Origin of the sequence: Aurantimonas sp. A3-2-R12 (assembly GCF_036016755.1) — a bacterium.
In the GTDB taxonomy this organism is placed as follows: domain Bacteria; phylum Pseudomonadota; class Alphaproteobacteria; order Rhizobiales; family Rhizobiaceae; genus Aurantimonas; species Aurantimonas coralicida_A.
Map to the genome: position 1 here is coordinate 17,758 of NZ_JAYXIH010000003.1, position 14,106 is coordinate 31,863.

13 protein-coding genes are annotated in these 14,106 nt (G+C 63.3%); 7 read left to right on the top strand and 6 right to left on the bottom strand.

Going from position 1 to position 14,106, the window contains the following annotated elements; genetic code table 11:
• Positions 1–27: 27 nt before the first annotated feature.
• The 4 genes from VSX60_RS02205 to VSX60_RS02220 form a co-directional block, all read right to left on the bottom strand.
• Positions 28–960, bottom strand: a complete 933-nt coding sequence (locus VSX60_RS02205) for a cytochrome c (RefSeq protein WP_327622508.1) — start codon at positions 958–960, stop codon at positions 28–30.
• Between the two features lie 46 nt (positions 961–1,006).
• Complete coding sequence (locus tag VSX60_RS02210; protein ID WP_327622509.1) at positions 1,007–1,465, bottom strand: c-type cytochrome; 459 nt, start codon at positions 1,463–1,465, stop codon at positions 1,007–1,009.
• A gap of 211 nt (positions 1,466–1,676) precedes the next feature.
• On the bottom strand, positions 1,677–2,279 hold the full coding sequence (locus VSX60_RS02215; protein WP_327622510.1) for a superoxide dismutase: 603 nt from the start codon (positions 2,277–2,279) through the stop codon (positions 1,677–1,679).
• A 141-nt stretch (positions 2,280–2,420) separates the two neighbouring features.
• Positions 2,421–3,284 (bottom strand): branched-chain amino acid aminotransferase, encoded by an 864-nt coding sequence (locus VSX60_RS02220; protein ID WP_327622511.1) that lies wholly within the window; start codon positions 3,282–3,284, stop codon positions 2,421–2,423.
• A 378-nt stretch (positions 3,285–3,662) separates the two neighbouring features.
• On the opposite strand from VSX60_RS02220, the gene VSX60_RS02225 reads away from it, so the two are divergent.
• The 3 genes from VSX60_RS02225 to VSX60_RS02235 all read left to right on the top strand — a co-directional run bounded on the left by VSX60_RS02225 (position 3,663) and on the right by VSX60_RS02235 (position 5,727).
• A complete protein-coding gene (locus VSX60_RS02225) occupies positions 3,663–3,914 on the top strand; it encodes a hypothetical protein (protein ID WP_327622512.1) in 252 nt (83 codons plus the stop codon).
• A 263-nt stretch (positions 3,915–4,177) separates the two neighbouring features.
• Positions 4,178–4,840, top strand: a complete 663-nt coding sequence (locus VSX60_RS02230) for a haloacid dehalogenase type II (RefSeq protein ID WP_327622513.1) — start codon at positions 4,178–4,180, stop codon at positions 4,838–4,840.
• A gap of 185 nt (positions 4,841–5,025) precedes the next feature.
• A complete protein-coding gene (locus tag VSX60_RS02235; RefSeq protein ID WP_327622514.1) occupies positions 5,026–5,727 on the top strand; it encodes a L,D-transpeptidase in 702 nt (233 codons plus the stop codon).
• A 90-nt stretch (positions 5,728–5,817) separates the two neighbouring features.
• Here VSX60_RS02235 and VSX60_RS02240 read toward each other — a convergent pair whose 3' ends face one another.
• Both VSX60_RS02240 and VSX60_RS02245 read right to left on the bottom strand, forming a co-directional pair.
• On the bottom strand, positions 5,818–6,057 hold the full coding sequence (locus VSX60_RS02240) for a TM2 domain-containing protein (protein WP_327622515.1): 240 nt from the start codon (positions 6,055–6,057) through the stop codon (positions 5,818–5,820).
• 126 nt (positions 6,058–6,183) lie between these two features.
• Entirely contained in the window at positions 6,184–7,848 is a 1,665-nt protein-coding gene (locus tag VSX60_RS02245; RefSeq protein WP_327622516.1) for a helicase HerA-like C-terminal domain-containing protein, read from the bottom strand.
• A 169-nt stretch (positions 7,849–8,017) separates the two neighbouring features.
• Between VSX60_RS02245 and VSX60_RS02250 the strand changes: the two genes are divergently transcribed.
• The 4 genes from VSX60_RS02250 to scpA all read left to right on the top strand — a co-directional run bounded on the left by VSX60_RS02250 (position 8,018) and on the right by scpA (position 14,047).
• Entirely contained in the window at positions 8,018–8,392 is a 375-nt protein-coding gene (locus tag VSX60_RS02250) for a DUF2267 domain-containing protein (RefSeq protein ID WP_327622517.1), read from the top strand.
• Between the two features lie 189 nt (positions 8,393–8,581).
• Positions 8,582–10,297: an HWE histidine kinase domain-containing protein gene (locus VSX60_RS02255; protein WP_327622518.1), complete on the top strand. Its 1,716-nt coding sequence runs from the start codon at positions 8,582–8,584 to the stop codon at positions 10,295–10,297.
• A 142-nt stretch (positions 10,298–10,439) separates the two neighbouring features.
• Positions 10,440–11,885, top strand: a complete 1,446-nt coding sequence (locus tag VSX60_RS02260) for a methylmalonyl-CoA mutase subunit beta (RefSeq protein WP_327622519.1) — start codon at positions 10,440–10,442, stop codon at positions 11,883–11,885.
• A complete protein-coding gene (scpA, locus tag VSX60_RS02265; protein WP_327622520.1) occupies positions 11,882–14,047 on the top strand; it encodes a methylmalonyl-CoA mutase in 2,166 nt (721 codons plus the stop codon). The genes VSX60_RS02260 and scpA overlap by 4 nt, the downstream gene beginning before the upstream one ends.
• The last annotated feature ends 59 nt before the right edge of the window (positions 14,048–14,106 follow it).

A 14,106-nucleotide genomic window follows, 5' to 3' on the forward strand; every position in this document is an offset into this window, starting at 1 on the left:
ATCAGGCGCGCGCCGGAACTGTCCGGGCTATTTGCCGGCGCTCTCAACCGCCGGCACGGCCTTTAGATAGGCCGCGATCGCCTCGCGATCCGTCGCGGGCAAACGCGCGATATTCTCCTGCACCGCCACCATCGCGCCGCCGACGGAATCGAAATCCGGCGTGAAGCCGCTTTCCAGATAATAGACGATGTCGGACGCCGACCAGGACCCGATCCCGCCCTTCGACGGGGTGATATCGGGAATACGCCCCTTGCCCTCCGGGTTCGGCGCGCCCGTCAGCCAGGCATCCGTATCCAGTCCGCCGACGCCGCCAAGGCCCCGCGGTGTATGGCACTGGCCGCAATGGCCGGGGCCTTCCACGAGATACTGCCCGGCGCGGGCCGCGTCCGAGGCGTTCTCGCCTAGATCAACGACCGGCGCCGCATCATCGAGGAAGAAGAGCTTCCACAGACCGATGCCGCGGCGGATATTGAACGGAAAGGCGAGATCGCTCGGCGGCGCTTGTCCCACGATCGGCGGCAGCGTCTTCAGGAAGGCCCAAAGATCGGCGACGTCGCCGGGCTTCATCTTGACATAGGAGGAATAGGGAAAGGCCGGATAGAGATGCTCGCCTTCTGGATCGACGCCGCGCTGCATGGCGTTGGCGAAGTCGGCAAGGCTCCAGCCCCCCACCCCGTCGGTCGGATGGGGGGAAATGTTGGGGGCGTAAAAGGTGCCAAAGTCCGTCTTCAGCGGATCTCCGCCGCCAAGATCGAGCTTCGCAGCGGCCTTTGCCTTCGACGGGGCATGGCAGGACGCGCAGCCGCCGGCCCAGAACATCCGTTCGCCCCGCACTGCGTCGCCGGATTGCTCGGGCGGCAACGTCGCCGCATCGAGCGGGTCGGGCATCGTCAGCAGATAGAAGCCGCCGGCGCCGAGGACGACACCGACCAGGACGGTGGTCAGGATGCGGTTGAGCATGTCGCCAGTGTCCGTCCCGCGCCGCGCCCCTTGCGGCTACGCGCCGTTATTTGTCCTTCTTGATGCGGAAGTCCTCGTGGCAGCTCTTGCAGTTCTCCGCCACCATGGCGAAGCTCTGCTTGAAGGCGTCGATATCCTGCGGATCGGCAGAGATCGCGGTCGCCGAATCCTTCTCGAATTTCGCGACGGCCGCCTGGAATTCTTGGGGTTTTTCCCAGATCGCCGGAGCCGCCTCGGTCTCCTCGCCGGTCTTGCTGTCCTCGGGAAAGAGCGTGCCGAACTTTTCAGCGGCCTGGTGGAAGGCCTGGAATGCCTCGGCTGCCTTGGCCGGATCGAACTCCGCCTCGCCTTTGAGCATCTGGCCCGACAGTTTGGCGGCCTTGCCGTTGCCTTCCATCAGTTCCTGCCGCTGCTTGATGGGTTCGGCATTTTGGGCAAGCACAGGCAGCGCGAACGCGGCCGCTGTCGTCGTCGCAAGGACAAGTGCGAGAGTTCTGATCTGCATTAATTCGTCTCCCGGAAGTTCATCCGCGTCTGCGGACAAGCAAGAAATATTTGAAAGCAACTTGCGGCCTGGCGCAATCGGACTTTGGTTCGGCCCCTTTCACAAAAACGTCAACGCTGCAGCTCATGGAAAAGACCCCGCAAGCTGTGCGTCTGCGGGGCCTTGATCTATCTCGCTGCCGCCATTGCGGCCAGGAGGCAGAGAACCTGCTTTAACCGGTAACGGCCTCGTAGCGCTCCAGAACGTAGTCCCAGTTGATCAGATTATCGACGAACGCTCCGAGATATTTCGGCCGGGCGTTGCGGTAGTCGATGTAGTAGGAGTGCTCCCAGACATCGACGCCGAGAATCGGCTCGGCGCCATGCACCAGCGGGTTCTCGCCGTTCGGCGTCTTCATGATCTCAAGCTTGCCGTTCTTGACGGCGACCCAGGCCCAGCCCGAACCGAACTGGCCGGCGCCGGCGGCCTCGAAATCGGCCTTGAACTTGTCATAGCCGCCGAGATCGGAGTCGAATGCCGTCTGAAGCTTGCCCGGCAGGCTCTTGCCGCCGCCGCCTGGCTTCATCCACTTCCAGAAATGGATGTGGTTGTAATGCTGGCCGGCATTGTTGAAGAGCGCCTGGTCGCTGCCGTGCGATTTCTTGACGATCTCCTCGAGCGACAGATCGGACATTCCTGCCTTTTCGGCCAGTTCGTTGCCCTTGGTCACATAGGCATTGTGGTGCTTGTCGTGGTGATATTCGAGCGTTTCCTTCGACATGTACGGGCCGAGCGCGTCGTAGGCGTAAGGAAGCTCTGGAAGGGTGAATGCCATTTGGTGCGTCTCCTTCTGGTTGGTTAGGTCTTGAGCGCAACGGGCAGACCCGGCGAGGGTTGCCCGAAACGTCAAAATTCAGCGAGGGGGAAGTTAGGGCCGACGGTTGCGTTTGCCACCGGTCGGCGTTCCAGTAAACGCTCAGCCCGCCGAGCGGGCGAATGACAAATACAGCTCACGCGCCGCCTCGTAGACGGGCCCGGGCTGGAGTTCGCGCCCCTCGATTCCGACCACCGGCACCACCTTGGAGTGGTTGCCGGTTGAGAAGATTTCGTCGGCATCGAGAAATTGGGCCACCGTCAGCGACGCCTCGACCACTTCCCTGCCCTCCTCGCGCAACAGCCCGATCACCCGCTGCCTTGTGATCCCGTCGAGGAAACAGCCGTTGGGAACCGGCGTGAACATGGTCCCGTCCTTGACCATGAAGAGATTGGACGTTCCCGTCTCCGCGACGTTGCCGAGCATGTCGAGCACCAGCGCGTTGTCGAAGCCGCGCGACTTCGCCTCCATGATCGCTCGGCCGTTATTGGGGTAGAGACATCCGGCCTTGGCCAGCGTCGGCATGGTTTCGGGCGTCGGCCGGCGAAACGGCGAGACGCCCAGCGAAAATCCCGAGGGCGCGATCATCGGCGCTTCATAGAGACAAAGGCAGAAGCGCGTCGTCTCCGGGTCGGCCGGAACGCCCATGTAGCCGCCATCCTCGGCCCAGTACATCGGCCGGATATAGACGGCGGTCTTGCCATCGAACCCTTCAAGCCCCTCGCGGGTCAGGCGCACGATTTCCTGCGGTGTCACCGTCGCCTTCAGGCCGAGCGCCTGGGCCGAGCGGTTGACGCGCTCGCAGTGCCGATCGAGGTCGGGCGCGAGGCCATCGAACCACCGCGCGCCATCGAACACGGTGCTGCCGAGCCACATCGCATGGCTGCGCGGGCCGATGAGACCAGGGTTGCCGTCATGCCACTCGCCGTCGATGAAAGTCCGCGTGCGAGTCATTTTCTGTGGCATGGCGAAGCTCCAAATTGGGCGGACGGGGACTGCACGGCGACACGATTGCCGCCAAGGCGGACTACCTACGCGTGGGAGAAGAGTATCCGTTCTGCGCTAGCGACGGCCTGGCAGCAGAGTCAACCGCTCGATAACGAAATCCATGAAAATGCGGGAGAGAACATTACGACCGCAGAAACGATTGAACCATACAATCATCGTGGAAAGGCAAATTGATTCGCCGTGCTTGAAGGAATCGAGCACGCGCCATCGCGGGGGCCGGCAATGAGGACAAGATTTCTTCGCGATCTGCATGATCAGCGCCGCTGGTGTCGCCGTCGCACGCGCCTGAGACCGGTGAAACTCGTAACGCGGTGTCACAGGTTTCTGGACGATGGAATGGTGGTTGATATATCCGATGGTGGGCTCCGCGTGCGCCGTTATTCAGGAAATCATCTGCCGTCGCAGCTGGCGATCTACGATCAGTCCGATCGAGTCTTTCGCCCAGTCGTTGTTGCGTGGCGACGGGGCGACGAAATCGGACTGCGGTTCACCGACAGCATGATTCCGGCCACCCCGCCCGAAATTGAGCGCCTGTCGGGTCGCTCGGATTGGAACGACGTCTATATCCTAAAAGGACTTCCTCTTTGAGGTGCTCTGGATGCTGACCGCCAAGTCTAGCGCGGCAAAATAAGCTGCGCCGTTTCCGGCACATCGTGGTCGTTGAGGTCCGCGGGTTACCCTGAGCGTGGACGCGGCGTGCCGGCCGGATACCCGACCATCGGCCCAGCGAAGAAGGCCCGGCTCTCGATCGGATTATCGCCGACGGCAGCGGCGACGCTTCCAATTGCCGCGACGGGTCCATATGACCGTCCAAAGCCAGAGCGTCCGCTTACACGATCAGGGAGACCCCATTGCATTCCGTCTATGTCTTCGACGCCTATGGCACGCTGTTCGACACCGGTGCCGCCGTCTCCCGCCATGCCGGTGACCTGGGAGAATCGGGCCGGCTTCTCTCCGAGATCTGGCGCCGCAAGCAGCTCGAATATTCCTGGGTCCGCGGCCTGATGGGACGGGCCGAACGGGATTTCTGGCAGCTGACGGAAGACGCCCTCGACTACGCCTTCAAAAAGGTCCCATCGGCGGACCCGGCGCTGCGCGACAAATTACTCGAGGCCTATCGCGACCTCGACGCGTTCGAGGAAGTGCCGGGGACCCTCAGAGCGCTCAAGGAGCGGGAGGCACGCCTCGCGATTCTGTCCAATGGCTCGCGCGAGATGTTGAAGCGAGCGGTGCGCTCGGCGGGAATCGAGGATCTGTTCGACGCGGTCTTCTCGGCCGAAGACTGCGGGGCCTACAAGACCGCCCCGGCCATGTACGAATTGGTGACGACACGCTTTCGGCTCTATCCGGACGCCGTGTCGTTTCAGTCATCCAATCGCTGGGACATCGCGGGGGCCACGCAATTCGGCTTCAACACCGTCTGGATCAACCGTGGCGGTGAGCCGGACGAGTATCTGGATCTGGCGCCGAACGCCGTCCTTGCGGACCTTCGCAGCCTGCCGAATCTCGTCTGATCATAGCTCGCCAGGTCATAATCGCACTTGGACGGACGCAGGTCTGTTCGCGGCTATCGCCGAGGGGCGATCAAACGGATGTGATCGAAATGGAACCGAACAACTTGGAAAGTGTTCGCACGGTAACAACAATTTACGGCTTTCTCTCGTAGGGTGGCGGCCGACAAAAAAAACAGGCTGGATAGATGACGAATAACGGCAACTCCCTCTTCACGCGTCGCAAACTGCTCCTCGGATTCGGGCTCGGCGCAGCAGCGGTCGCGACAGGCTGTACCACCGGACCGCGCGCCAAGGTGTCGGTGGCACCCTATCCCGTGGAGCGCGGGATCGAACCCAAATATGTGTCGATGTACGGGCCGGTGGTCGACGATGGATACCGGATTCCGGCCGTCGATCTGAAGCGCGTCGATCCGAAATTCTATCGTCAGGAAGTCGCTGATCCGACCGGCGAAGCGCCCGGGACAGTGGTCGTCGATACCGCGAATTATTTTGCATATGTGGTGATGCCGGGTGGTCGCGCGATGCGCTACGGCGTCGGCATCGGACGGGCGGGCTTTTCCTGGAGCGGCCGGGCCAAGGTCCAGTGGAAGAGAAAATGGCCGACCTGGACGCCACCCAGGGAGATGATCGCCCGCGAGCCGAGCCTCGCCAAATATGCGGACGGCATGGAGCCGGGTCTCGCCAATCCGTTGGGCTCGCGCGCGCTCTACATTTTCCAGGGTGGTAAGGACACGCTCTACCGTCTGCACGGGACGCCGGAATACTGGACGATCGGGACAAATTCCTCGTCGGGCTGCATCCGCTTCATGAACCAGGACGCGATCGATCTTTATGATCGTGTCAAGTCCGGCTCGCCGCTGGTCGTCACCCAGATCGGCATGGTCTGACCGGGCTATCCTGCGATCATTCCATTCGAAGGGGCGGGAGATTCTCTCGCCCCTTTTTTGTTGCGGGATCGGCTTTGTCGCAGGTCGGTATTACCGCAGGCGATCGCGCTCACGCTCCATATGGTCGACGCGGCTTTCGAGATTCTCTTCGCGCACCATACCGGGAATGAGGAACAGGTCGATCAGCTGGCCGATGCCCATAAGCCCCAGGGTGAGAAGCCATAAGAGACCGGTCCACGGCCGTCCGAGATAGAACCGGTGCAGGCCGCAGATCGCGCCGAAGCCCAGCAGCCACAAAATGTAAGAAGCGAGCGTCGACTTCCGGTTCATGGATCTTCCTTCGCAACGGTTAGCCGGGGCGAAAATGGGGTGTCGCCGGGTCGTTGGAAAGGTCGCCGGGTCATTGAGTCCTCAACGTGGCGCCGGGCGGCGCCTGAGATCTACAGTCGTGCCCGCTCAGCGACCGCGTTTGAAGCCGCCGAGCACGCCGCGCAGGATCGCCCGCGTCACGGTCGAGGCGACGGTTCGGCCTACCTGCTTCATCACTGTTTCGGTCAGCGTCTGCCGTTGGTAGCCGGACGAACGACGCCGCCGCTTCGGCGCCGACCGCCGGCGCGGCGCTTTATCATCGTCGTATTCCTCGACTTCCTGGGTATCGTCGCGCCCGCCACCGCCGAGCCCGAAATCGGGAAGCTGAAAGCCGGTTCGCGTGCGCCGCCCTTCCGCCGCCTCCGCCCGCCGCGTCGATTCACCCTCGCGGCTCGCCTTCTCCGTCTCGGCTTCGAGCCGACGTTGCTCTTCTTCCTGCCGAAGCTCGGCCTCGGCCCGGCCAACCAGCATCTCATAGGCCGACTCCGGGTCGATCGCCTGATCATACTGCCCCGCGACCGGGCTCTTGGCGATGATCGCGTCGCGCTCCGCGTCGTTGAGCGGACCCAGACGCGCCGAGGGCGGACGGATCAGCGTGCGCTCGACCATCGACGGCACGCCTTTTTCGCCCAATGTCGACACCAACGCCTCGCCGACGCCGAGTTGGGTAATCGCCTCATAGGCGTCGAATTCCGGGTTGGGGCGGAAGGTCTCGGCCGCCGTCTTCACCGCTTTTTGTTCGCGAGGCGTATAGGCACGCAGCGCGTGCTGGACGCGATTGCCGAGCTGGGCCAGCACGCCGTCCGGCACGTCGAGCGGATTCTGGGTGACGAAATAGACGCCGACACCCTTGGAGCGGATCAGCTTGACCACTTGCTCGACCCGGTCGACGAGGATCTTCGGGGCGTCGTCGAATAGCAGATGCGCCTCGTCGAAGAAGAAGACCAGCTTCGGCTTCTCGGGGTCACCGATTTCGGGCAACTCCTCGAACAGTTCCGACAGCAGCCACAAGAGGAAGGTCGCATAGAGGCGCGGATTCATCATCAGCTTGTCGGCGGCCAGCATGTTCACGATGCCCCGTCCGTCGCGGTCGGTGCGCATCAGGTCGGTGATCTTGAGCGCCGGTTCGCCGAAGAAACTTTCGGCGCCCTGCTGTTCGAGCACCAACAGCGAGCGCTGGATCGCGCCGACGGAGGCTTTGGCGACATTGCCGTAAAGCTTGGAGATGTCGCCGGCATTTTCCGAAAGATGCGCCAGCATCGCCTGCAAATCCTTGAGGTCGAGCAGCAACAGCCCCTCCTCGTCGGCGATCTTGAACGCGATGTTGAGAACGCCTTCCTGGGCGTCCGACAGGTTCATCAGGCGCGAAAGCAGCAGCGGCCCCATCTCGGAGATGGTGGTGCGGATCGGGTGACCCTTCTCGCCGAAGATGTCCCAGAACACCACCGGGTAGAAGTCGTTGTAATACGGGTCCAGGCCGATTTTTTCCGCCCGCTCCACCAGGAAGTCCTTGGCCTCGCCGCGCATGGAAATGCCCGACAGGTCGCCCTTGATGTCGGCACAGAAAACCGGCACGCCCGCTTCCGAGAAACCTTCAGCGAGGATCTGCAACGTCACCGTCTTGCCGGTTCCGGTCGCACCGGTGACCAAGCCGTGGCGATTGGCGAGCTTGAGGTCGAGATACTCGCCCTTCTTGATCGCGTCCTGCGGGTCACGGCTGCTCCCCAGAAAAATCCGACCTGTTTCCTGCATCCAGCATCCCTCGCTCATTGACCATTGGGGTTATAGCCGGCCAGCGGCTTGGAACAAGCGCGGCGAGCGATAAGCGCGCGTTCGTCGATTGCGTCGGCGATCAGGCTTTGCCAAGCTTTGCAGCAACCGGCCCCCTCTTTCCGAGGCGCGGCGGCAGGAGGAGATGTCCATGGACGAGCTGTTGGCGAAAATCGCGGCGGAGACGGGTCTTGAGTCATCCACCGCCAAGGTCGCGATCGGTCATATCCTGACCTATCTCAAGGCCGAAAGTGACGATCCCGCCGTCGGCAAGATGATTGCCGAAACGCCGGGGGCTTCGGACGCGATCGCTACGACCGGTGGCGACGACGAGGGTGGTTTCCTTGGCGCCGCGATGGGCGGCGGCATCATGGGGCTCGGTTCGAAGCTGATGGGGCTCGGCCTCGACATGGGTCAGATTCAGATCGTCGCGCGCGAACTCGCCGCCTTCGCGAAAGCCCATTCCGATCCCGAAACCGTCGATCGCGCACTGGCGTCGGTGCCCGGATTGTCGTCCTTCGTCTGACCGCGGCATCGGAAACTCTGCCAGGCTTTCACCGCATCGACCAATCTCGCCAAAAGCACTCATCCCACCAAACGGTTATGGAATACCGGCCGAGACTGACGTATGGTCGTGGGATAAACGCAGGGGTTCGTTACCAGCAGGGGCCGTGGCGCAGATCGAGGATCCAAGTGCCGCGGAATATTGTCACTGATGAGTGTCGAAGCGGACGTCGCTCGCTCGCTGCCCGACAGGCTGCGATCTTTCCTGTCGTCGCCCAGACGGGCGCGATGGGCGATGCTTTCGCGCGCCATGCGGAGACCGCCTCTCCTCGCCCATCTCGTGCTGTTTGCTCTGATCGTCCTCATTCCCGCGCTGCTGTTCAGCGCGTTTCTGGTGCTGCAGTTCTCCGAACAGCAACGTGAAATCGCGGCCGCGCAAGTGAACGATACGGCCGAAATCGTCTCCAACGCCGTCGATCGGGATATTTACGGCATGATCACCAGCGGCAAGGTGCTGGCCTCCTCGCCGTCTCTGGTAAACGGACAACTCGCCGGCTTTCACGAGCGAACAGTAGCCGCTCTCAGAACTACCGAGACCAATGCCGAGTTGATCGACCCGGCGCTTGGAGTCGTCGTTTCGACGCTGGAGCCTTATCCCCCCGCGCCGAGGAAGAGCGAGTATACAAAGACCATCGAGCAGGTGTTCAAGACCCGTCGGCCGCTGGTCTCCGGCGTGTTCTTCGGCGCGCGGGCCGACCGCTTCATGTTCCATGTCGCGGTCCCGGTGATGCGGGATCAGACGGTCACCTATGTGCTGGTGATCAACAAGGCCGCCGATGCCCTCGACGCCGTCATCGCAAATCGGAACCTGCCGCGCGAATGGTCCGCGATCATCAAGGACGCCGAAGGCCGGCGCGTTTTTGCCGCGGTAACCAGCGAGGGACGGATGGAAGCCCAGCAAGGGATTTCCTACGACAACCCGTCGATCATGGAAACGCTGGGCGCGCGAATGAGCAACGATCTCATCGAGGCGTCGACGGTCTCCAGCCTGTCCAACTGGACGACCACCGTCGCCGTGCCCAACGCCGTCATCGTCCGACCGGCACTCAGATCCTGGATACTTTTGATGAGTGCCGGGATCCTGCTTCTGCTGTTCTCGATCATGCTTGGCATCATTTTCGGCCGACGCATTGCGGCGCCGATCCTGCAATTGTCGCAGCAGGCCGAGGCGATCGGCAAGGGCGAACCGGCAATGCCGTTTGCGACCGACATCGCGGAGATCGGCGCGGTCTCGAAGGTTCTGGCGCAGGCCTCGCGCGAGCGCCGCGAGGCCGAGGAGCAGAACCGCTTTCTCATGCGCGAGATGACCCATCGCGCCAAGAACCAGTATGCGCTCATCGCCGCCATCGCCCGGCGCGCCGCAAAGGAGAGCGCCAATACCAAGCAGTTCCTGGACACGCTATCGGAGGCGTTGAGCTCGCTGGCGCGGTCCGCCGACTTGCTCGCCGGTAGCGGCTGGGAAAGCGCCATGCTGGCCGACCTCGTTGACAGCCAACTCAAGGCGTTCGGCGCCGGCGGCGAGCAAATCGAACTGGACGGCCCCGCCATTCGCCTCAATTCGACCGCAGCACAGACGATCGGGCTCGCACTGCACGAATTGGCGACAAACGCGGCCAAGTACGGCTCGCTCTCGGTTGCCGATGGAACCGTGAAAATATCATGGTCGATCGCCGAGAAGTTCGAGCTTATCTGGCGTGAAATCGGCGGCCCAACGGTCGTCGAACCCAAACACGCCGGATTCGGCACACTCATCACCCAGAAGATGACATCGCGGGGCTTGGGCGGGGCGGTCGAGATGAACTACGCCCCGGCCGGCGTCGTCTGGAAGCTGGTCGCGCCCAAAGATGCCGTCATCGCGTGCGACTAGAGCATGGAACGCCCCGTGCAGGGGACGTGAGCCGAAGGCTGCATTTCGCCGACGCCGGAGAGGCGCTATTGAGGCGGGTGCCAAAGGTCGCTTTTGGGACCGCTGCGAAGGCGAAATGCGGCGCGGCCTACAGGGAGGTGCAATGACGGCGCTGACAATCGAGACGATCGATTTTCCTCAAGCTGACGATGCCGCATGGCGGAGCCTGGTGGAAAAGGGCCTGAAGGGTCGGGATTTCGAGTCGCTTGCCGCGCGGGCCGAGGACGGTTTTACCTACGGCCCCCTGCACGACCGCAAGCGCGACGCGTCTGCGCTCGCATGCTCGACGGGCGGGCGATGGGCGGTATTCCAGCGCGTTGATGATTCCGACGCCGCGCGCGCCAATACGCAGGCGCTGGCGGATCTGGAAGGCGGGGCCAATGGTCTGTCTTTGGTTTTCGCCGGGTCGGCATCGGCACACGGATTCGGACTCCCGATGGAAGGCGAGGCAATCGCCCGCGCGCTCGCCGGCGTGAAGCTGGAGATGATCTCGCTGCGGATCGAGCCGCATATGGACGCGCGGCGCGCCATCGAGACGATCCGCACGCTGGCCAAAGATCGCGGCCAGGATTTCGAGACGCTTTCCCTCGACCTGTGTCTCGACGCGATCGGTCCGTTTGCCTTTACGGGAAGCTTTCCCGGTCCCGAAAGTGATTTTCGGGCGCATTCGGGCCGTGCCACGAAGTCGCTACGCGCGAGCGGCTTTCGCGGCCGTATCGCCGAGGCGGACGGGCGCGTCTTCCATGACGCGGGCGCAACCGCCGGGCAGGAACTCGGCGCCGTGCTGGCGACGGCGCTCTATTACCTCAGGGCGATGCTCGATGCCGGCCTCGGCCTCTCCGATGCGGCGGCGGCGATCGGCTTCACCCTGGCAGTCGATCAACGGCAGTTCGAGCAGACCGCGAAACTGCGGGCCTTGCGTCTTCTCTGGGCCAAATTGCTGGAGGAATGCGGCGATTCGGCCCCGCCCGCTGCCCGCATCCACGCCGAGACCTCCTGGCGCATGATGGCGGCCAAAGACCCGCACACCAACATCCTGCGTTCGACGATCGCCGCCTTCGCGGCCGGAACCGGCGGCGCCGACAGCCTGTCCGTTCTGCCATACACCGCCCCGCTCGGCCTTGCCGATCCTGCCGCGCGACGACTGGCCCGCAATATCCAGATCATCCTGCAGGACGAATCCGGTCTGGCGCGTGTGACAGATCCGGCGGCAGGTTCCGGCGGCATCGAGGCACTTACCGACCTGACCGCGGAGGTCGCCTGGAGCGAATTTCAGAAGATCGAGGCGGAAGGCGGCATCTTCGCGAGCCTCTCCGCCGGCGTCCTGCAAAATCGCATTCTGGACGCGCGAGCGGCCAGGGCCGTCCAACTCGCGGAGGGGAAAACCGTCATCGTCGGCGCCAACCTCTACCCGCTCGATGAGGAGCGACATCACGTTCTCCTGGGGCAGGCCCCCGGCGCCGAGCCGCCGCCACAGCCGACTGGGCAAACCCGCTGCGAGCCGCTGCGCCCATACCGAACCAGCGAGACCGTGGAGGCATCGGCGTGACCAAGGTTCCTGATTTCACCCGCATCGCGTGGAGCCGGCCGACGCAGCCCGCCCTCGCGAAGACGCTTGGCGAGTCCTTCGAGACGCCGGAGGGAATCCCGATCGCGGAGGCCTATGGCGCCGAGGATATCGCGGACCTGCCGTTCCTGGACACCTATCCGGGCATCGCTCCATACGTGCGTGGCCCCTACCCCACCATGTATGTCGAAAAGCCCTGGACGATCCGGCAATATGCCGGTTTCTCGACAGCGCAGAAGTCGAACGCCTTCTATCGCCGCAATCTCGCGGCCGGACAGAAGGGCCTGTCGGTCGCCTTCGATCTCGCCACCCACCGCGGTTACGATTCCGACCATCCGCGTGTCGCGGGCGACGTCGGCATGGCCGGCGTCGCGATCGATTCGATCATCGACATGCGTCAGCTCTTCGACGGCATTCCGCTTGACGAAATGAGCGTCTCGATGACGATGAACGGCGCGGTGCTGCCGGTTCTGGCGCTCTACGTCGCGGCGGCTGAGGAGCAGGGCGTCGCCCAGAAGGATCTATCGGGGACCATTCAGAACGACATCCTGAAGGAGTTCATGGTCCGCAACACCTATATCTACCCGCCCAAACATTCGATGCGGATCATTTCGGACATCTTCGCCTACACCTCGAAGCACATGCCGAAATACAACTCGATTTCGATTTCCGGCTATCACATGCAGGAAGCCGGGGCGACGGCGGATCTGGAACTCGCCTATACCATCGCTGACGGCATCGAATATGCCCGGGCGGGCGTCGCGACGGGTCTCGACATCGATCACTTCGCCCCCCGCCTGTCGTTCTTCTGGGCGGTGGGCATGAACTTCTTCATGGAGGTCGCCAAGCTCCGCGCGGCGCGGCTGATCTGGGCCGCGCTCATGCAGAAGAACTTCGCGCCGAAGGATCCGCGCTCGCTGTCGCTGCGCACCCATTGTCAGACCTCGGGCTGGTCGCTGACGGCCCAGGATGTCATGAACAACGCGGTCAGAACCTGCGTCGAGGCGATGGCAGCGACGCAAGGCCATACCCAGTCGCTGCACACCAACTCTTTCGACGAAGCGCTGGCGCTGCCGACCGACTTTTCCGCCCGGATCGCCCGCAACACCCAGCATGTGCTGGCCCGCGAATCCGGCACCACATCCCCGATCGATCCCTGGGGCGGTTCGGCGTATGTCGAACGGCTGACGCATCTGCTCGCGGAGAAGGCCCTTGCCCACATCGCCGAGGTTGAGGAGATGGGCGGCATGGCTGCGGCCATCGAAAAGGGCCTGCCCAAACTCAGGATCGAGGAAGCGGCAGCCAGGACCCAGGCACAGATCGATTCCGGCGCCCAGACCGTCGTCGGGGTCAACAAATTCCTCAATGATGTCACCGACGACATCGACGTGCTCTCCGTCGACAACGCCGAGGTGCGGCGCCAGCAGATCGAAAAGCTCAAGCGCCTCAAGGCCGAGCGCGACGACACCGCGACGCATGCCGCCCTGGCGGCGCTGACGGCGTCGGCCGAGCGTGGCGACGGCAATCTCCTGGAACTGTCGATCGCCGCGGCCCATGCCAAGGCGACCGTCGGCGAAATGGCTGGGGCGCTGGAAAAGGTATTCAGCCGGCATGTCGCGACGACGAAGGTCATCGCCGGCGTCTACAAAAGGGAGGCCGGCGCGATGGCGGGGCGGATCGAACATATCCAGGCGATGAGCGCGGCTTTTGCCGAGGCCGAGGGCCGCCGGCCGCGCATTCTTGTCGCCAAGATGGGCCAGGACGGCCACGATCGCGGCCAGAAGGTCATCGCCTCGGCCTTCGCCGATCTCGGCTTCGACGTCGACATCGGCCCGCTATTTCAAACGCCCGAGGAAGCGGCCCGCCAGGCCGTCGAGAACGACGTCCACATCGTCGGCGCCTCGTCGCTGGCGGCCGGGCATCTGACCCTCGTTCCGGCGTTGAAGGCGGCGCTGGAAGCGGAGGGACGCGGCGACATCATGATCGTCGTTGGCGGCGTCATCCCGCCGAAGGACGTCGACACCCTCAAGGCGGCCGGGGCCGCCGCCATCTTCCTGCCGGGAACGGTCGTCGCCGAAGCGGCCGAGGACTTGCTGCGAGCCCTTTCCCGTCACCTTGGCCATGAGAAGGCGGCGGCCGAATAGTCTCTTGCCACTCCCTTGGTTCAACATTAGTTATAACGCCAGAACCTGGAGATCGGAGG

What these genes read in the sequence shown, in the direction of transcription:
- VSX60_RS02205 (WP_327622508.1), bottom strand. Translation starts at nt 960, where the DNA reads ATGCTCAACCGCATCCTGACCACCGTCCTGGTCGGTGTCGTCCTCGGC.
- VSX60_RS02210 (WP_327622509.1), bottom strand. Translation starts at nt 1,465, where the DNA reads ATGCAGATCAGAACTCTCGCACTTGTCCTTGCGACGACGACAGCGGCC.
- VSX60_RS02215 (WP_327622510.1), bottom strand. Translation starts at nt 2,279, where the DNA reads ATGGCATTCACCCTTCCAGAGCTTCCTTACGCCTACGACGCGCTCGGC.
- VSX60_RS02220 (WP_327622511.1), bottom strand. Translation starts at nt 3,284, where the DNA reads ATGCCACAGAAAATGACTCGCACGCGGACTTTCATCGACGGCGAGTGG.
- VSX60_RS02225 (WP_327622512.1), top strand. Translation starts at nt 3,663, where the DNA reads ATGGTGGTTGATATATCCGATGGTGGGCTCCGCGTGCGCCGTTATTCA.
- VSX60_RS02235 (WP_327622514.1), top strand. Translation starts at nt 5,026, where the DNA reads ATGACGAATAACGGCAACTCCCTCTTCACGCGTCGCAAACTGCTCCTC.
- VSX60_RS02240 (WP_327622515.1), bottom strand. Translation starts at nt 6,057, where the DNA reads ATGAACCGGAAGTCGACGCTCGCTTCTTACATTTTGTGGCTGCTGGGC.
- VSX60_RS02245 (WP_327622516.1), bottom strand. Translation starts at nt 7,848, where the DNA reads ATGCAGGAAACAGGTCGGATTTTTCTGGGGAGCAGCCGTGACCCGCAG.
- VSX60_RS02250 (WP_327622517.1), top strand. Translation starts at nt 8,018, where the DNA reads ATGGACGAGCTGTTGGCGAAAATCGCGGCGGAGACGGGTCTTGAGTCA.
- VSX60_RS02255 (WP_327622518.1), top strand. Translation starts at nt 8,582, where the DNA reads ATGAGTGTCGAAGCGGACGTCGCTCGCTCGCTGCCCGACAGGCTGCGA.
- VSX60_RS02260 (WP_327622519.1), top strand. Translation starts at nt 10,440, where the DNA reads ATGACGGCGCTGACAATCGAGACGATCGATTTTCCTCAAGCTGACGAT.